This window comes from Arthrobacter sp. TRD_SC_6, from assembly GCF_055361185.1.
In genome coordinates this window covers 255,165-273,150 of sequence record NZ_CM143953.1, presented here as the reverse complement: position 1 = coordinate 273,150, position 17,986 = coordinate 255,165, and the positions used below count along the sequence as shown (strand labels likewise).

Here is a 17,986-nt window from a genome sequence, read left to right as displayed (position 1 = left end):
GGGTCTACTACTTTCCGCTGAGGGTTGTCGTGAGCGCCGCGAACGTCGCATCGTTGTGTTCGCCTAGCAGTGGCGGCAGTCGCCTGTAGCTGGCGGGTGTCTCGGACAGGAGGATCGGGTTGGCGACCTGGTGGCTGGTGCGGGGGCCGTCGTCGTCGTTCATTTCGACGGCGGGATCAAGGCCCAGCTCCTCGGCCAGCTGGAGCGCCTCCACAATGGAGTTCACCTTCCCGGCCGGGACGCCCTCCTTCGACAGGACGGCGGACCACTCGGCCGCGGGACGCTTCGCCAGCTGCTCCTCCAACAGGGCCTTCAGCTCATCCCGGTTCGCTACGCGCTGTGAGTTGGTCTCGAAGCGAGGGTCGGACGCCATGGCCGGAACGCCCAGCATCCGCACCAGTGAAGCGAACTGCCGGTCCGTCCCGACGGCGACGGCGAGCGGCCCGTCGGCGGTGCGAAGAGTCTCGTACGGCGCGATCGACGGATGCGCATTGCCCATCCGTTGCGGCGATTCACCGGTGGCCAGCGTGCTCGACGCCTGGTTCACCAGGCCGGCCAGCAGCGACGACAGCAGGTTCACATCAATCCGCTGCCCGCGCCCGGTCGCATCACGATGACGCAACGCCGCGAGAATCCCAAGCGCCGCGTTCTGCCCGGTCACGACGTCGACCAGCGCCACACCAACCTTGCTCGGCTCCGAATCCAGCGATCCGGTCACGCTCATCAGCCCGCCGACGGCCTGCACCAGGAGGTCGTACCCCGGAAGGTGAGCCCCCGCCGTCGAACCGAATCCGGTGATGGAGCAGTAGATCAGGTCGGAACGCTGCAGCGTCTCATAGTCCAGCCCGAACTTCTGCATCACTCCAGGCCGGAAGTTCTCGATAATCACGTCAGCGTGCAGCGCAATATCCCGCGCCCGCTCGAGCCCGTCCTCGGTCCGCAGATCACACACAACCGAGCGCTTGTTCCGGTTCACGCTCGAGAAGTACGTGCCAACACCGTGCTCGTCGACGGGCGGTGTCCAGGACCGGGTGTCGTCCCCGGCAGGGCTCTCCACCTTGATGACGTCCGCCCCGAAATCGGCGAGCATCATCGAGGCATACGGGCCCGCAAGCACGCGGGAAAAGTCGGCCACCCGCACGCCCTCCAGGGGGCCAGATACTGACGTACCCATTGCGCCTCATCCTCCTCAGTAGATTTAGCTGCCCGCAACGACGGGATTGCTCAAAACTCCGACGCCGGATACCCGCGCCTCAGCAACATCACCGGGCTTGATGTGGATCGCGCCTGGTGTTCCCGTGGAGATGATGTCGCCCGGGTAGAGCGGCATCACCTTCGAGTGGAAGCTGATCAGGTACTCCGGGCTGTACCGCATGTGCGCCACGGTATTGGTCCGCAGCACCTCGCCGTTCACCACCGTGGATACCTCCATGTCCGCGAGGATCCCGTCACCCACCGCCTCGGCCAGCGGCACAATGCGCGGTCCGAACGAGAAGAATCCGGGGAAGTTCTTGGACCGCGTCAGGAACCGCGGGTTCCGCTGCAGGATGTCCTCCGCGGTCTGGTCCAGCACGGGCACGACGCCGGCAACATAGTCCAGCGCGTCCTCCACCTCCACGTTGCGGCAGTAACGCCCGATGACTACGGCGACCTCCCCCTCCGCGGTGGTCCGCTCGCTCTGCGACGGGATGGGAATCTCCTCGCCCGGCCCGATGACCGTGTGGTCGCCCTTGATGAACGACGCCGGTTCCTCCGGAACACCCTCGGACAGGTCCGACGCATGCTCCACATAGTTCAACCCGATGCCCCACAGCATCCGCGGGTGCCGGTAGGGGGCGCCGTAGGTGACGGACGCGGGGTTCCGGAAGGCGCCGTCGTCGACTGCGGCTGCAGCAGACTCGAGCTCTTCCAGCAGCCCGTCCACCAGCACGTCGCGGATGTCGCCGGTGAATTCGGGGATGAGGTCGCGGACCAGCGCAACGCCGCGCACTGGGTGCACTACGGCCGCGACTTCCTCACCGCCGTCGAGGACGGAGCACAGGTGCACAGTGTGGTTCATCATCAGTAGCTCCTTACCAGGCCGCCGTCGCAGCGGATCTGCTCACCGGTCACGTAGGCTGCGGGTTCGCTTGCGAGGAACGCGACGACGGCGCCAAACTCCTCCGGCTTCCCGTATCGTCCAGCCGGAATCGTCTTCTCTGACGACGCCCGCGCTTCCTCGGGACTCACACCGGTGCGCTTGGCCGCAGCCGCGTCGAGGGACGCCACCCGGTCTGTATCGATCCGCCCGGGCAGCACCATGTTCACGGTGATCCCGTCCGCGGCGACCTCTCCCGCCAGAGTCTTCAGGTACCCGGCCAGCCCTGCACGGCCGATGTTGGACAGCGCCAGGTTGGGCAGCGGACTCTGCACCCCGGAGGACCCGACGGCGACAATCCGCCCCCAGCCCCGCTCCCGCATCCCCGGCAGCACCAGCGACACGAGCCGAATGTGCTGCAGCAGCAGCTGGTTCACGGCAGCTAAAGCTTGTTCGTCCGATACATCGGCCGCACCACCCGGAGGCGGCCCGCCGCTGTTGAGCACCAGTACATGGACTGGACCGAACGCTTCCTCAGCGGCTTCGACCAAAGCGGCGGGCGCACCGTCAGCATTGAGGTCCATACCGAGCCCGACGGCGGACGGCAGCTTGGCTGCCTCGGCCTGCACCACGTCTTCGCGGCGGGCGGCGAGCACCACGTTGGCGCCCTCAGCGGCCAGCGCCTGCGCAATGGCGAGCCCGATCCCGGAGCTCGACCCCGGCACCAGCACGTTCTTCCCTTTGAGTCCCGTATCCATTAGGCGAGCTCCTTAACTGCTTCGAGGTGGGCATCGATCATGTCGGCCAGTTCGGGTGGCAGCGTGGGAGCCGGCGGGCGCACCAACGCCTCCGCGATGATTCCGCGCCGCTTGAGGATCTCCTTACGCAGCGCCAGCCCAATCCCGGGTTGGCCCTCGAAGTTCGCGAGCGGCAACCACGGCGCAAAGGCGCTGCGGGCGGCGCGGAAGCCGCCGTCGTCGTTGGCCTGAATAGCCAGCTGCAGCGCTTCGGGATGGGAGAAGCCGGTCATGGCGCCCGCGGCACCGGCGGCGAGCTCGTCAATCAGCCCGACGCCGCCTAGCCCACCGAACACGGGTACGTCTGTAGCGCGCGTCAACTGAGCGATCGATACGGCCGTTGGTGGCGCCTCCGACTTCACGGCTGCAATGAAGGGGCAGCGTTCGACGACGGCGAGGATCTGCGCGGTGCTGATCTTCACTCCGGACGCCACGGGGTAGTCCTGCAGCACAATGTCAGCACCGGTCGCCTCATGGATCGCGGTCAGGTGGGCGGTCAGCAGGTCAGGGTTGGCAGTGTTCGCCTGCACCATCAGCGCAGCCAGGCTGGAGCCCGCGGCACTGACGGCGGTACTCGCCTGCTCTATTGCCACCTGCGTGGTCCGCGAAGACAATCCCACCACCAGCGGCGTCTCCTCAGCGGTCTCAGCGACAGTCGAAACGGTGAGGATCTGCTCGCCGGTATCGAGCGCGGCACCCTCTCCAAACACCCCGAGGACCACCAAGCCTGTGGCCGGGATGTGCGTGTACAGCTCCACTTCGCGGCGAAGGGACTCCGTGTCGACGGAGAATGACGGCCCGGTGAACGGCGTGGCCAGCACGCCCCAGAGGCCTCGAGGCAGAAAAGTCATGCAATTTCCTCACTGTCAGAATCAGCATCAAGAACAAGCGAAACAATGTGCTCGGCAATAGCGAGCGACGACGTCGCCGCGGGTGACGGCGCATTCCGCACTGCCAGGACCGAACCGTGGCGGGTGATGCGGAAGTCGTCCACCAGCGATCCGTCGCGGTCCAGCGCCTGGGCGCGGATCCCGCTGGGCCCGGGAACGACGTCGTCGACCGTCAGCTCCGGCACGTACTTTCGCGCCTCGTTCACGAAGCGGCGCTTGCTCAGCGACCCGATCATTTCGACGGCGCCGGTCCGCCAGTGTTGTTTCGCGAAGGCACGGAAGCCCGGGTAGGCAACGGCGTCACCGAGGTCCCGCGGTGAGAAGGTGCCCCACCCGTACGCCTCGCGGGCAAGGGCGAGCACCGCGTTGGGCCCGACCATCACCTCGCCGTCGGTCCGCGGAGTCAGGTGCACGCCGAGGAACGGGTAGCGCGGATCAGGCACCGGATACACGAGCCCGCGCACCAGCGAACGCTTCTCGGGGCGCAGCAGGAAGTACTCGCCCCGAAACGGCACAATCTTCGGGTCCTCGTCATCACCGGCCAGCGCAGCAACGCGGTCGGCATGTAGCCCGGCGCAGATGATCACCGAGTCGAAAATGTCCCAGGTGTCGGAGCCGTCATGCCGCCCGGTCAGGAGCGTCTCGGTTCCCTTGCGCATCAGCGACGTGACCTCGAACCCGGTGTGCACGGTGCCTCCGGCGGCAACGACGTCCTCCGCGAAGGCCCGCGTCACCGCGCCGTAGTCCACAATCGCCGTGTGCGGCGAGTGCAGACCAGCGGTCCCGGAGACGTGCGGCTCAAGAGAGCGCAGCTCGTCGCGGTCGATGATCCGAACGCCTGGAACGCCATTGGCCTGGGCGCGGTCCAGGATGCCGCCCAGTCGGGATTCCTCCACCTCGTTCCGGGCAACAAGGACCTTACCGATCTCGTTGTACGCCAGTCCCTTCGATCCGCAGTACTCCTTCAGCAGATCGACCCCGCGCCGGCACAGCTTCGCCTTCAGCGATCCGGGCGTGTAGTACAGCCCGGCGTGCACCACGCCGGAGTTCCGCCCGGTCTGGTGAGCGGCGAGCGCAGGTTCCTTTTCCAGCACGGTCACGGAAGCGCTGGGTTGCTGCTGCAGCAGGCGCCGCGCAACGGCGGTGCCGAGAATGCCGCCGCCGATCACTGCATAACGTGTCATCGAGACTCCTTAACGAAGGTGGAACGGACGGGCAGCCCGCGCGACTTGCGGATCAGCCGCCGCCCGATACGGAAGGTCAGTGCAGCAGCAAGCGCGACGACGCCGGCCGCCATCCATGCGGTGGAGTAGGACGTAGCGCTCACCAGCAGCCCGAAGAGCAGCGGCCCACCGGCGGCACCGAGCGAGAGCCCGGTCTGCACCACCCCGGTTGCCGACGCCGCAGCCAGCCGGTTATCCCGCACGACGGCGAAGTGCAGCAGCCCGGGCCAGGTCCAGCCGGCGCTGAAGGCGAGGAGGGTGCCGAACACCATGAGCGTGGGCGTACCGACGCTCAGCAACGCATAGCCGACGACGCCGGTCACCAGCAGGTTCGCGATCAGCACGTACGGGCTGCGCGTGGGCATCTTGTCCATGAGCGCCCCGAGCAGGATGCGGATGCCGAGGCCCACCACGGCGGCGCCCGCGAAGATGAACCCGGCGGTGCTGGGCGCGATGCCGGACTGCACCATCGAGTCCACGAGGAACACGCCGAGCGAGGTTGCTGCTGCGGCGGCGAGCCCCGCGCCGATGGTGAGGACAACCAGCCCCGAGCGCGGGGTGCCGCGGTCTTCCGGTTGGGCTGCCGCCGTCGTCGTGCTCGGCATTGCAGGCCCGCGAAAGAGGGCCCACACCGCCAGGCACAACGCGAGACAGGCGCCGAAGAAGAACGCGTACCGCCAGCCGAGCACCAGCGCGATGCCCGGCACGGCCAGTCCGCCCAGCAGTGAAGCCGCCGGGATGGATGACTGCTTCACGCCGAACGCGAGGCCCAACCGGTTGGAGCCGATAGCCCTTGAGATACCGAGGTTCGCTGACGGCTGGGCCGTGCCGTTGGCGAAGCCGCCGATGAACAGTGCCGCCACCAGAACGGGGAATGACGGTGCTGCTCCGGCTCCTGCCAGTGCCACGGTGGCCAGGGTGGCCGAAATGACCATTCCCCGGCCGGATCCCACCCGCTGGACCAGTCCGCCCAACGGCCGGGCGAGGGTCCCGGACACCGCAAACAGTGTTGCTGCTGCGATGCCCATCTGCGCAGGCCCCAGGTCGAGGTCGTCGCGGATCTGTACCGCGAGCGCTCCGAGCAGGAAGGCGGGCAGCACCCCGGTAGTGGTGACGGAGACGGCCTGCAGCAGGGTGGTGACAGGCCGTCCCGAGGACGGTGAATTCATCAGGCGCGGGCTACCGCCGGCGTTACATTTTCATCATGCGGGTGACGTTTCCGCCGGATGAAGTGGAGAACAAGCCCGACGGCGATGAGCGCGCCACCGACCGCCAGGTACAGCGGCTCCATGACGAGCAGCGGCAGCGAACCGAGGCCGATCAGCACCCGCTCGAGCACGTTGGCCGGCATGGCGATCCAGCCGCCGGTCGCGACCGCCAGAGCGGCAACAGCGACAGCCGAGACCGTCAGCGCCAGCAATACCGTGCCGATTCCGCCCTGCATCAACAGGCCGATGCCCGAGCCTGAGAGCACGAAGATGAACGGCACCAGGAAGGCCGAGAGCGTGTACCGCCAGGTGAGCCACATTGTCTTGATCGGTTTACCGCCGGTAATGGCCGACGCCGCGAACGGGGAGAGCGCGGTGGGCGGCGACACTTCGCTGAGCACCGCGTAGTAGAAGATGAACATCGCCGCCGCGAACGGGGCAACGCCGACGTCCTGGAGCGCCGGTCCAATGATCACCCACGAAATGATGAAGCTAGCCGTCACCGGGACGGCCAGGCCCAGCAGGATCACCGAGATCGCGGAGAACAGCGCGGTCAGGAAGAGGCTGCCGCCCGCGAAGTCCACGATGATGTTCGCGAGCTTCAAGCCAAGGCCCGTCAGGGTCATGACGCCGACAATCAGGCCAGCCGCAGCCATCACGGGAATCACCGAAAGCGCACCGGTGGCGCCGACCGCAAGGGCGTTCCAGATGCGCTTGGGGGTCATCCATGATTCGCGGTCGAGGAAGCTGAGCAGGAACGCAAGGACGGTTGCGAAGACGACGGCGCGGAACGGCGTCATCCCGAGGGCCATGAACACGACGATCGCCACGAGTGAGCTGAAGTGGTAGCCGAAGCGCAGCAGCAGCTTGCCGACGGGCTTCGTCTCCACCTCGACAGGCTTGGTCTTGAACTTCCGGGCGTCCATCTCGATGGCGAGGATGATTCCGAGGTAGTACAGCAGCGTAGGGATGGTCGCCCAGATCAGCACCTGGAGGTAGGAAACGCCCAACAGCGCGGCGATGATGAACGCTGCGGCGCCGAGGGTCGGGGGAGACATGATCGCACCGATACCGGCAGCCGCCAGGACGCCGCCGCCGTGCTCCTTCGGGTAACCGGCCTTCTTCAGCAGGGGCCAGGAGATACCACCGAGGGTTACGGTGGTGGCAACACCGGAACCGGACACGGTACCCAGCAGGAAGCCCGCCAGCGTGACCGTACGGCCGGGACCCGACTTCGACTGCCCGAACGCCGAGAAAGACAGATCGATGAAGAACTTTGTGGCACCCGACGCCGTCAACACGGCGCCGTAGATCGTAAACAGGATGATGTACGTCGCCGCCACATCCGTCGGAACACCGAAAATGCCCTGCGTTCCCATGACGTTGTGGCCCACCAGACGGATCCACCCGAACGACGACGTCCCGAACGGATCCGGAAAGTACGGGCCGAAGTAGGCGTACGCGAAGAAGAAGACGACGACGATCGGCACCAGGATGCCCACGGTCCGGCGGCAGGCTTCGAGCACCACCAGGATGGCGATGGTGCCCATGGCCAGGTCGAGGTAGGTGGGCACGATTGCCCGGCGGAAGAACGCGTCCCAGTCGGAAATGATGTAGGCGAACGGCACGATGGCAATGATCGCCAGCGCCCAGTCGAGGATGTGCGGATTATCCGCTCTATTCGACTCCTTCGCCTTGTCCGACCGGCCCCATCCGCGGTAGACCAGGAACGTCATCGACAGCCCGATCATCAGGAACGCGGGCAGGTAGAACTGCGTGGCCATCGGATTGAACACCCAGTACAGGCCGAAGACGGACAGTGCAACGCCAATCACCTTGATGATCAGCGCCGGCTTGCCGCTGAGGTGCCGGGCGGGCTTCTCGGCTTCGAACTCGGCGATCAACGCTTCTTCGTCGATGGTGCCGTTGTCTGTGCCGACCTTGTCCGTGGCTGCCTTGTCAGGATCCGGCGAGGGCTGAAACCCGTGATCGTCGGGCCCTTCTCCAGTAGGCGACTTGCGGTCCTTGGACCGTCGCGCCGGTCGCGCTGCAACGGCTCCTTTGCCGTCGGATCGCTCGGTCATGGGATCTCCTTGATGTCTAGCACAACGAACGGATTGTCATCCCCGACCAGTTTCCACAGCTCAAGCGGTGGTTCTCCGGGAACGTGGAGTGTGCGCTGCCCAAGGTCGGTGGCAGCGATCGAAAGCGTGTCAAAGACGGCCGGACGGGCCTGGTTGGCCGTTACAACATAGTTGCGGCGGTCCCCGGATGCTGCCTCGGACGGAGCTCCGGGGACGCCGTAATACTCTTCGAGGACAGCGAGCTGGTCGGCCGCAATCTCCACTAACCGGTAGGAGCCGTCCTGCACTTCGTAGCGTTCCTCGGCGAGTGTCTTGTAAATCGAGTTGCGGTAGCTGACGGCGAAGCCTTCCCCATCAAGGGGAACGCGCGCCAGTTCGCCGTCGTCGTTCGAGATCACCAGGAAGCGCTGCGGTGGATCGGCGTTCCCTGCAGTCACGCCGGCCAGTGTGCCAAGGCACACCAGCGCGGCGACGACGGTTGTTGAGCGAGCTGGCACGAGCTGCGTCCTTGTTATCTAGCCGGCCTGGTCGAAATAGGCCTGAGCGCCCGGGCAGGTCTCTACGAACGGAACTTCGCCGGCGGTAGCCGGATCCATCTCTTCCGCCGCAGGGTGGACCTGAATGAGCTGATCCTTGTTCTCGAAGAGCGCGGTGGTGATGTCTTCCTGTAGTTGCTCATCCATGCTGGAGGGTGCCACCAGGATGTTCGGCGAGATGATTACGGAGACGGGCTCCGTTTGTCCCTCGTAGGTGTCTGCGGGGATCTCTTCCTCCACATAGAACTCGCCGAACTCTTCTGCCAGCGGTGCTGCGTACTCGCCGATCGGCACGATCACCATGTCGCCGTCGCTGGCGAGGTCGATCATCGCGCCGGTGGGCAGGCCGCCGGACCAGAACCCTGCATCGATGGTGCCGTCGCGAAGGGCCGCAACGGTTTCGGCAACACCAAGCTGGCGGCGATCAATGTCAGCCTCGGGGTCAAGCCCCGCGGCCTCCAGGGTGCGAAGGGCAGCAACTTCTGTTGCCGAGCCGGGCGCGCCCACTGAGATAACCTTGTCCTTCATATCTTCGACGGTCTTGATACCGGTATCTTCGACCGTGATGGGCTGCAGGAAGTTGTTGTAGACGTTGCCGAGCGAGCAGATTTCCTGGGGCTTGCCGTCGAAGTCATTCACTCCTTCGACTGCATCTGAAACCACGTCACCCACGGCAAGGGCAAGCTGAGCCGCTCCACTTTCGAGTAGCAAAATGTTGTCGACGGACGCGTTGGTTTCCTGGACGGTGGCGTCGTAGCCCTCGATGTTGTCGCGTATTACGGTGGCAAAACCACCGCCGAGCGGGTAGTAGACGCCACCGGTGCCGCCTGTCGCGATGGACAGAGCGCCACCCTCGCCGCTGTCTGCACCGCCTCCGCCGTCGCCTCCGCCGCTGGGTGCGGGGCTACCGCAGGCGCTCAGGAAAAGTGCCGGTGCAAGGAATGCGGCGGCAGCTATGCGCGATCCGCGACCTTTATTCATGGTGCTGGACATGGATTTCTCCCTTGATGTGTGGTGAATTTCTGGAGCAGTGCTTTTCATTTCGGGTTGTCTAGTTCACTAGGTGGGTCTTGTCAGTATTGTCAGGCGGCACTCCGACGTCGGCCACGGCCAGTACGCCTGCCAGGGTGCGGTAGTACCCCACCAGGAGCGAAACTTCCGTGATTCCGGCGAGGCCTAGATGCTCCCTCGCGTGCTCGAAGGTGCTCTCGGAGACCCCGGCCTCGGCGATGAGTTCGCGCGTGAGTCCGAGCGCCGCAGCTTCAGCTTCCGTTGCCTCGCCTGGGACGCTGCCCGTCTTTAGCTCAGCGAGCTCTTCTTCCGAGACCCCGACGACGGCGGCGACTCGGCTGTGCGCGTACCACTCGTACTCAGAGTTGAGGGCGGCCGCGACGGCGCAGATAATCAGTTCGCGCGTACGGTCCGGGAGGTTGCCGTTGAACCGCAGTGCGGCGCCAAGCTCCTGCACTGCATTTCCGATGCCCGGCGCGAAGAGGAGGGCGTTGAAGGGGCCGGCGAGGGAGCCGTCGTCGTACTTGATGGTGAAGGGACCGTTGGCGCGTGGGGGAGCGATGATCTTCTCGTAGAGGTTCTGCTGATCCTCACTCATGTATTCAGGGTGCAGCAGAGGGAAGCGGTTAGACAAGGGTTCGGCCTCCGTCCACGTAGAGGACGTGCCCGGTGATGAAAGCAGCCTGCTCGGAGGCGAGGAACAGGATAGGGCCGGTGAGGTCTTTGACCGTGCCGAGCCGTCCGGCCGGGACCAGCGAGGTGTAGTGCTCGCGGACTCCCGGCTTGTCGAGGTGGGCGGTGGTGAGGTCCGTTTCGGTGTAGCCCGGCGCGATCGCGTTGACGGTGACTTTGTGCGGAGCCCATTCACGGGCCATGACGCGCATCAACTGGTTTATGCCGCCTTTGCTGGCGGCGTAGGGGCCATGATCGGGGTGGGCGAGCAGGCCGGACACTGACGAGCAGTAGATCTGGCGGCCCCACCCCGCGTTGACCATGTGCTGTCCGGCGGCCTTGCCGAGACGGAAGGCGCTGGAGAGGTTCACGTCGAGCGTAAGCTGCCAGTCGTCATCGTGCGTTTCGAGGATGGGGATGCGGCGGTTGATGCCGACGGCGTGGACAAGGATATCGATGCCACCGAGTGCGTCAACAGTTGTGTTGACCGCGTATTCGGCGCCTTCCCGGGAGGAGAGGTCCGCAGTGACCGTGTGTTCGTGGTTCAGCTTGGTTTCGTCGACGTCGGTAATCACGACCCTGGCACCGACCGCGGAGAAGGCTTCGGCGCATGCTGCGCCGATACCGCCGGCTCCGGCGATGAGTACGCGCCGGCCTGACAGACCGAGCCAGTTCTCCACGAATGTGATCCCTTCAGGCAGTGCCTGGCCCACTACAGAAGCGTCCGGTGAGACCGGTGCTTCTTGTGGGCTGCTGCGATGCCTCGTCGAATACAGCGTTATTGGAGATTGTATACAAATTTCCTGCTCGATGTAACCTCTGTCACACAAAAGTTATCAAAGGTAACTGGGTTACCAAGCCTTGGGAAAGGAGCGGATGATGGCTTCTGGGAACGCTAACAACAGGATCCGCCGGCTGACCTCATGGTGAAGGGCTATGACAGAAGGGCCCAACCAGCGACGTCGGACTGGCCGTGCTCATTGCTGCCGACGGCCAGAACGGCCCCGTCAGCCCGGAGCCCAAGAGTGTGAGTGGAGCCGGCGGATACGGACAGGATGTCGCGCCACAACCCGACGTCGCACTGTCCTCGGCTGTTATCACCGGCCGCCATTACCCGGCCGCTCTCGGTAACGCCGACGGTGTGATGACTCCCCGCCGACACCGACGTGATGTCGCGCCAAGCAGATACGTCATGTGCACCGTTTGTTCCCGCCCCGGTCACCAACACACGTCCGCCCCTGTTGAGTCCAACCGTGTGTAGGTAACCAGCGGCGACTGCAATCAGTCCCCGCCATTCATCGACCTCACATTGCCCTTTGCGGTTGTTTCCCACAGCTATGGCAGTACCGTTTGCCCGGAGTCCGACGGAGTGCCAGTCGCCGGCCGCAACGGCAACCATTCCTGTCCATCCGTCGACCCGGCATGCGCCTTCTTGTTGGCGTCCTGTTGCACGTACCGTGCCGTCTGCGAGCACGGCCATTGTGCGTCGCCATCCTGCGGCGATGCTCAGCACATTTGACCAGGTGCTCACGTCGCACTGTCCGTCGTTGTTCCATCCAACCGCTACGACTTCGCGGTTCCTGCACAGCCCTACAGTGTGTGACCGTCCGGTATTAGAGGCGGTGTGCACGTTTCCCACGGCGACGGCGACGACGTCATGCCATTCACCGACCTGGCATTCCTCAGCTTGGGAGACGCTGGCCGCCACGACCGTGCCGTCTGTACGCAAGCCGACAGAATGGCGCCGTCCGGCGGCGACCGCAGCTGTACCACTCGCGGAGTCAGTCATGGTCTCTCCGAGTCACCTGGCTGCGATGCCAACTGACTGCCTAGTCGTCCTTACCTCCAGGCGGCTGGGTCTTAGCGCCGTCGTCGTTTTCCTCGGTGCCCTTTTTGTCGGTGCCCTTTTTGTCGGGAACCCGCTTCAGGGAAATACCTTCGAGGTATTCGGGTACGGGTGGATCCTTCTCTTCATCAGTTGACATGGCCAAATCCTACGGGTGTTCACCGTGGAAGGTGCCGGGGATCCGCTACCCGGCTGAAACTTCGATCGATTTCGTCAGCGACGCCCGATGATGTGGTGCGGATGAAGATATCGACCGAAAATGACCCGTCAGGTCACGTCGAGGAACGCGCGCAGCCCCTCGACGGCGTGGTCCCGGTGCTCATCCAGGTGCTTGATGAGCCTGTCAACGTCTCGGTCGGCAAACGCGTCGATGATGAGATTGTGCTCATGCTCCACCCGCTGGCGGTTGCCCGGCACGCCGTAGTACACAAAACGGTACGTGTCGGTGGCGTCCCAGAGTACCTGAATCAGCCGTTCGAGCCTCGGCATCCCTGACGCCGAGAGCAACACGAAGTGGAACCGCCGGTTCGCTTCTGTCATCGGGAGGATGTCCGCGGCTGCGCTCGCTGCCTCCACCTCACGTGCGGCATCCTTCATTGACTGCAGAACCGAACCATCGGCACGTTCGACGGCGGCGCTCGCGGCCTCGGTCTCGAGCAATTGCCTGATGCGGTACACCTCAAGGAGGTCAGCGAGTGAGAGCCGAGCGACCTTGAAGCCCCGATGCGGCTCGTAAACGATCTGCCCTTCACCCTCGAGGATCTTGAACGCCTCGCGCAGGGGAACCCTGCTGACACCCAGCCGGTCAGCGAGCGCATCCTGCCGCAGCGGCTGCCCTGGCTGGACCTCGCCCGCGATAATCATCCGCCGCAGCTCGGCCAGGGCGAAGGCCTGTGCTGTGGGCGGGCGCTTGGGGGAGATGCCGGTCATGGCTATGACCCCCTCCTGTTGCGGCCGTTTCGTGACGACACTAGTTCAACACACCCGGCGCGGAAGCAACGGATTCGCGGGGTGCCGAACCGAGCGAAAAATTCTTGAGGAAACCTTCGCAAAAATCCGCCCCGTGACTTGAGGGAGATGGGCCAGAGTAGATAGCACGTCGGGGCGGACCCCCCCTTTCCTCTCCCCGACAAATCCAATTGCCTCCGGGCCGGACCGTTCGCCGGCCCGGAGGTTTGGTTAACCCGTAATCAGGAGCACGCAATGCGGATAGTCCCAGTCAGCGCGTCCTTCGCGCTCTGTGGCGACGTCCTCTGCGAGGACCCCTGGTGCGGAAACAGCACGCACGGCAACTCCGCCCGCATAGGCACATCCAATGATCGGAGACGTCCGGTGACCTGGTTCAAGTTTGGAAGAGCCCGAAAGGCCCGAATCACCGGAAACGCAAAGCTTGCGGTACCCGCGGCCCTGCCTGTCCACCGGCACGAAGTCATCGACCAGCTCGGCGCCGAACTGCCCAGCTACTCAGACGCACTCCGCTACCGCGACAACTTCGCCCGGCTCCTGCCTACCCGCATCGAGGAACTCACCGCAGGGCTGCGCTCGCGGGACGAATCTGCTGCCGTTGTCACCCTGATGAGCCTGCACATCGGCTCAAGCATGGTAGGCGCCCCCCGCCTCGAGTACGTCACCAGCCACTGCCTCACGGACATCCGCTCAGGCCGCAAAAGCTGTTACCTGCCCGCACTGGTCATGGAAGCCGAGCGCTTCCTCACCTACCTCACCGAAGAACAGCGCGCCGCAAACTAAAGCTAGCTGACCGGTACCAGCCGGTACCCCACACCGCGCACCGTCCGGATATACCGCGGCTCCCGCGTATCCTCACCAAGCTTTTTCCGCAGGTTCCGGATGTGCACCTCCACCAGATGGTGGTCCTCGGTCCACCCCTCGCCCCACACACGCGCCAGCAGCGTCTCACGGGTCCACACCCGGCGCGGCCCGGTGATCAGCGTGGCCAGCAGGTCGAACTCGATCTTCGTCAAGCCCAGTTCTTCGCCATCCAGACGGGCAACCCGCCCTTCGACATCCACGGCGAGGGCTCCATGCACGACGACGGCGGCGTCGTCGTCCGCTTGTGCCTTCGCCGCAGGCGTGGTGGAAGCAGGAGAGCCCGCGGGACCGTCGAGCATGGCCCGGGGCCGGCGGAACATCGCCGCCACGCGCGCCCGCACCTCGCGGGGGCTGAAAGGTTTAACTATGAAGTCATCGGCCCCTATTTCCAGGCCGAGGACGCGTTCAATCTCCTCCACCCGGGCAGTGACCATGACAATGTACGCGTCAGTGGTGGGCCGGACCTGCCGGCACACTTCCATTCCGTCAAGGTCAGGCAGGTTCAAGTCGAGGGTGATGAGGTCGGGGTTGTGTTCGCGGATCAGCGATACTGCTTCCTTGCCGCTCGCCGTCTCCACGACTTTGAACCCGACCATGGACAGCGTCAAGGCGAGGAGCTCCCGGATGTCGGAGTCATCCTCCACCACAACAGCCGTGCGATCGAAGGTTTCAGAGACCATACCCCTTACCTTGCCAGACTCCGCGCGGGTGTCGAGATGCTACAGCGAAAACTGGGAGCATCGTTATGCTTTGGGCAGTTCGATGGTGACCGTGGTCCCGACGCCCAGTTCAGAGTGAACGTCCAGGTTCCCGCCGTGCCGTGCGACAGCGGATGCGGCAATCGCGAGGCCCAGGCCCGTTCCGGGAATCTCGGCCGAAACGGAGTTGGACGCCCGGTAGAACCGGGTCAGCAACCGCGGGAGCTCGTCCGCCGGGATGCCGATGCCGGTATCCGCGACCGTGACGCGGAGAGTGCCGTCGTCGTCCGCTGCAAATTGAACCGTGACGGACCCGTCGACGGGCGTGAATTTCACCGCGTTGGAAAGCACGTTCACGAACGCCCGCTCCAGCAGGTCCCGCACGCCACAGACCAGGCGTTCCGGGATCGAATGCTCAAGGGAGACGGAGACGTTCTTCGCCGCGGCTATCGGCTGCAGGTCCGTCACCAGGTATTCGATGAGGTCCACCACATCAACCGACGACGTCGTCAGTTCCGTCCCGGCGTCCAGCACCGAAAGTGCCAGGACGTTCTCGACGAGACTGCCCAGCCGCTGGCCGTTACGCTCGATGATCGCCAGCATCTTCTGCGCGGAAGCGGGAAGCTCGCCGGCGTCGCCGTCCTGCAGCAGCTCCACATACCCGAGGATGGAAGACAGCGGGGTGCGGAGCTCATGGTGCACGGTCGCGACGAAGTTGTCCTTCGCGGCATCGAGGTCCCGCAACCGGTCCAGCACCTGCTGCTGCCCGATGATCAACTGTCCCTGCACAACTCCGTGCGCCAGGTTTCCCAGCAGGTGCTGCAGCAACGATATTTCCGCACTGGACCACTTGCGGCGCCCACGGTCCACCACCAGCCACAGCACTCCAAACGCACTGGAGCCCTCGCCGATCGGCAGAAGCAGCCCGCTCTTGGTGAACTCGGCCATGCGGGCGTTGAGCTGAAGCAGGTGATCCGGAACGTTGTCGGCAGCCCCGTTGATCACGGCCACTGAACTGGACGTACGCCACAGGTCCGTCCCCAGCTCGCGCAGCTCACCAAGCAGGTCGCCGAGCTCGATAGGAGCAGAAGCGCCTGTACCCCGAACCCACGCCCCGGACCCGCAGGAAACGCGGTTGTCGTCGAACACGTGCAGCCGCACCTCGTCCGCGTCAATCGCCTCGCCGATGCCCGCCAGGGTCAGGTCCAGCATGTCGGTAGGAGAAGTGGTGCGCCGGATGCGGTCCGAGATAGCGCGGACCTGCTCGCGGAGCGTCGCCGACTCATTCCGCCGCGCTTCCCGCAACCGGTTGCGGTGGATCGCTGTACGGACGCGGTGAACCAACTCGTCAGCGTTGAGCGGCGTCAGCACGTAATCACTGGACCGCATCACCAGTTCCGGATGCGAGAGCACTTCCTCAGCGGCTCCCGCCGTCAGTACCACGGGAATGTTCCGCGGCAGGAGGTGATCGGATTCGGTCGCGATCGTTGCCAGGTACTCAAGGGCATCGCCCGCCCCGACGACGGCGAGCGCCACCTTGCGCTCACGCGCCGTCCGGAATGCGGGGCCCACCAAGTTGTGCGCGATGACGGTGAAGCCGGCGCTGCTGAGGGCACGTTGGACGTCGTCGAGCACTCCCTGGTCAGTGTGCACCGCGAGGACCGTCCCTGCCCCCGACGCCTCAATAGCCGTCAATCCGACGTCCCTCCAGCCAGCTTCCTTAGTTATACAGTTCCAGCCGAGTCTAGCGGCGCCTACTCCTATCCGGTCAGGGGCGACGGTAGGATCATGCATCAGTCGCCTCAACGAAAGGCCCTGCTGTGCGCCGTGGCACCAACCTCCCCCGGATGGGGGATTTCAACCAGAGTGTCATTCTCGACGCCATCCGCCGTTCGAGCGAGGGGTTGAGCCGAGTCGAGCTGGTGGAATTGATCGGGCTTTCACCCCAGGCCGTTTCCAACATCACCCGCCGCCTGATCGCCGAAGAACTGATCGTAGAGGCGGGGAAATCGGGGAGCGGCCCGGGCAAACCCCGCACCATCCTGCGCATCAATCCTTCCGGCAGATACGCGATCGGCGTGCACCTGGACCCCGCCGTCATGACGGTGGTCCTGATGGACCTCATGGGTACGGTGCTGCAGCGGCGAGTCCTCGAATCCCCAACCGATGCTGTTCCCAGCCAGATCATCGAGGTAATTGCCGGCGAAGTGCGCGCGGTGCTCAATGAAAGCAGCGTTGACTCTGCAAGGATCGAAGGCATCGGCGTGGCAGCGCCGGGCCCGATCGACCAGCCGGCTGGCGCCGTCGTCGACCCTCCCCTTCTGCTCGGCTGGCACCGGGTGCCGCTGCGGGATGCCCTGGCTGAGGCGACCGGCATGCCCGTGCTTGTGGAGAAGGACGTCACCGCGGCCGCCGTCGCCGAGATCTGGGCGGGCGGCGCGGAGAGCACGCAGAGCTTCGTGTTCGTCTATATAGGTACGGGTATCGGCGGCGGGATCGTGATCGACGGCGAAGTGATGCGCGGAACCTCGGGGAATGCCGGGGAGATCGGGCACATTGTCACCGACCCTGATGGCCCGGAGTGTGAATGCGGGATGCGCGGCTGCATCGCCGTGACCTGCGACCCGCTATCGCTCGTGCAGGAGGCTGAACGGCTCGGCGTGCTGGACAGCGACGCGCACCGCAATGGGGACGTGGCCGAAGGGCTGGTTCAGCTCAGCGCAGCCGCCGACGCCGGGAACGAGCTCGCCGTCGAAATCCTCAACCGTGCGGCTGTCCGAACCGCGCGGGCCGTGTCCGTTGTCGCGAACATCCTCGATGTTGACCGGGTGGTGTTCGGCGGGCCGTTCTGGAAGCCGCTGGCAAGCCGCTACCTCGAGGTGGTGCCGTCGTCGTTGCTCAAGTTTCGCGCCACCCGCAGCATCCACCCGGTTGCGGTGGTGTCCGCGCAGATCGGCGACGACGTCGCGGCGGTTGGAGCCGCGTGTCTCATGCTCGAGCAAACGCTGGGACCGCGGGCTGAGCGGCTGCTCCTCACCCAATAAACGTCGGTCGTGGACGAGTAAATCTACTCGATGTACTATTCGGGGTAATCGGATAGTCTCCCGAGGCCCC

At 64.9% G+C, this 17,986-nt stretch carries 18 protein-coding genes; 2 read left to right on the top strand and 16 right to left on the bottom strand.

Translation table 11 applies throughout. From position 1 onward, the window contains the following. Positions 1–7: 7 nt before the first annotated feature. The 14 genes from ACWA1U_RS01320 to ACWA1U_RS01255 all read right to left on the bottom strand — a co-directional run bounded on the left by ACWA1U_RS01320 (position 8) and on the right by ACWA1U_RS01255 (position 13,274). The gene (locus tag ACWA1U_RS01320; protein WP_463723545.1) at positions 8–1,174 is read right to left on the bottom strand and encodes a CaiB/BaiF CoA transferase family protein; all 1,167 of its coding nucleotides are present in this window, start codon (positions 1,172–1,174) and stop codon (positions 8–10) included. 24 nt (positions 1,175–1,198) lie between these two features. Next, the gene (locus ACWA1U_RS01315; RefSeq protein ID WP_463723544.1) at positions 1,199–2,062 is read right to left on the bottom strand and encodes a fumarylacetoacetate hydrolase family protein; all 864 of its coding nucleotides are present in this window, start codon (positions 2,060–2,062) and stop codon (positions 1,199–1,201) included. Beyond that, positions 2,062–2,835, bottom strand: coding sequence for an SDR family oxidoreductase (locus ACWA1U_RS01310; protein ID WP_463723543.1), 774 nt, complete (start codon positions 2,833–2,835; stop codon positions 2,062–2,064). Before ACWA1U_RS01310 ends, ACWA1U_RS01315 begins: the two co-directional genes overlap by 1 nt. Further along, a complete protein-coding gene (locus ACWA1U_RS01305) occupies positions 2,835–3,725 on the bottom strand; it encodes a dihydrodipicolinate synthase family protein (protein ID WP_463723542.1) in 891 nt (296 codons plus the stop codon). Before ACWA1U_RS01305 ends, ACWA1U_RS01310 begins: the two co-directional genes overlap by 1 nt. Beyond that, positions 3,722–4,948 carry an L-2-hydroxyglutarate oxidase gene (lhgO, locus tag ACWA1U_RS01300; RefSeq protein WP_463723541.1) on the bottom strand — a complete coding sequence of 409 codons (1,227 nt, stop codon included), beginning with the start codon at positions 4,946–4,948 and terminating at the stop codon, positions 3,722–3,724. The genes ACWA1U_RS01305 and lhgO overlap by 4 nt, the downstream gene beginning before the upstream one ends. Next, positions 4,945–6,156, bottom strand: a complete 1,212-nt coding sequence (locus ACWA1U_RS01295; protein WP_463723540.1) for an MFS transporter — start codon at positions 6,154–6,156, stop codon at positions 4,945–4,947. The genes lhgO and ACWA1U_RS01295 overlap by 4 nt, the downstream gene beginning before the upstream one ends. Continuing rightward, positions 6,156–8,279: a TRAP transporter permease gene (locus ACWA1U_RS01290; protein WP_463723539.1), complete on the bottom strand. Its 2,124-nt coding sequence runs from the start codon at positions 8,277–8,279 to the stop codon at positions 6,156–6,158. The genes ACWA1U_RS01295 and ACWA1U_RS01290 overlap by 1 nt, the downstream gene beginning before the upstream one ends. Beyond that, positions 8,276–8,776: a hypothetical protein gene (locus tag ACWA1U_RS01285; RefSeq protein ID WP_463723538.1), complete on the bottom strand. Its 501-nt coding sequence runs from the start codon at positions 8,774–8,776 to the stop codon at positions 8,276–8,278. The genes ACWA1U_RS01290 and ACWA1U_RS01285 overlap by 4 nt, the downstream gene beginning before the upstream one ends. An 18-nt stretch (positions 8,777–8,794) precedes the next feature. Then, positions 8,795–9,808, bottom strand: a complete 1,014-nt coding sequence (locus tag ACWA1U_RS01280) for a TAXI family TRAP transporter solute-binding subunit (RefSeq protein WP_463723537.1) — start codon at positions 9,806–9,808, stop codon at positions 8,795–8,797. A gap of 58 nt (positions 9,809–9,866) precedes the next feature. Further along, on the bottom strand, positions 9,867–10,424 hold the full coding sequence (locus ACWA1U_RS01275) for a carboxymuconolactone decarboxylase family protein (protein ID WP_463723536.1): 558 nt from the start codon (positions 10,422–10,424) through the stop codon (positions 9,867–9,869). Positions 10,425–10,452: 28 nt separating this feature from the next. After that, positions 10,453–11,211: an SDR family NAD(P)-dependent oxidoreductase gene (locus ACWA1U_RS01270; RefSeq protein WP_463723535.1), complete on the bottom strand. Its 759-nt coding sequence runs from the start codon at positions 11,209–11,211 to the stop codon at positions 10,453–10,455. Between the two features lie 221 nt (positions 11,212–11,432). After that, a complete protein-coding gene (locus tag ACWA1U_RS01265) occupies positions 11,433–12,287 on the bottom strand; it encodes an RCC1 domain-containing protein (RefSeq protein ID WP_463723534.1) in 855 nt (284 codons plus the stop codon). Positions 12,288–12,327: 40 nt separating this feature from the next. Then, positions 12,328–12,483 (bottom strand): hypothetical protein, encoded by a 156-nt coding sequence (locus tag ACWA1U_RS01260; RefSeq protein ID WP_463723533.1) that lies wholly within the window; start codon positions 12,481–12,483, stop codon positions 12,328–12,330. 128 nt (positions 12,484–12,611) lie between these two features. Then, positions 12,612–13,274 (bottom strand): GntR family transcriptional regulator, encoded by a 663-nt coding sequence (locus ACWA1U_RS01255; RefSeq protein WP_463723532.1) that lies wholly within the window; start codon positions 13,272–13,274, stop codon positions 12,612–12,614. A gap of 273 nt (positions 13,275–13,547) precedes the next feature. On the opposite strand from ACWA1U_RS01255, the gene ACWA1U_RS01250 reads away from it, so the two are divergent. Continuing rightward, the gene (locus ACWA1U_RS01250; RefSeq protein ID WP_463723531.1) at positions 13,548–14,093 is read left to right on the top strand and encodes a hypothetical protein; all 546 of its coding nucleotides are present in this window, start codon (positions 13,548–13,550) and stop codon (positions 14,091–14,093) included. A gap of 2 nt (positions 14,094–14,095) precedes the next feature. Here the strand turns inward: ACWA1U_RS01250 and ACWA1U_RS01245 are convergent, their stop codons facing one another. Both ACWA1U_RS01245 and ACWA1U_RS01240 read right to left on the bottom strand, forming a co-directional pair. Beyond that, complete coding sequence (locus ACWA1U_RS01245) at positions 14,096–14,854, bottom strand: response regulator (protein ID WP_463723530.1); 759 nt, start codon at positions 14,852–14,854, stop codon at positions 14,096–14,098. A 63-nt stretch (positions 14,855–14,917) separates the two neighbouring features. Further along, positions 14,918–16,567 (bottom strand): sensor histidine kinase, encoded by a 1,650-nt coding sequence (locus ACWA1U_RS01240; protein ID WP_463723529.1) that lies wholly within the window; start codon positions 16,565–16,567, stop codon positions 14,918–14,920. Positions 16,568–16,719: 152 nt separating this feature from the next. On the opposite strand from ACWA1U_RS01240, the gene ACWA1U_RS01235 reads away from it, so the two are divergent. Then, positions 16,720–17,916, top strand: coding sequence for an ROK family transcriptional regulator (locus ACWA1U_RS01235; protein WP_463723528.1), 1,197 nt, complete (start codon positions 16,720–16,722; stop codon positions 17,914–17,916). Positions 17,917–17,986 lie beyond the last annotated feature (70 nt).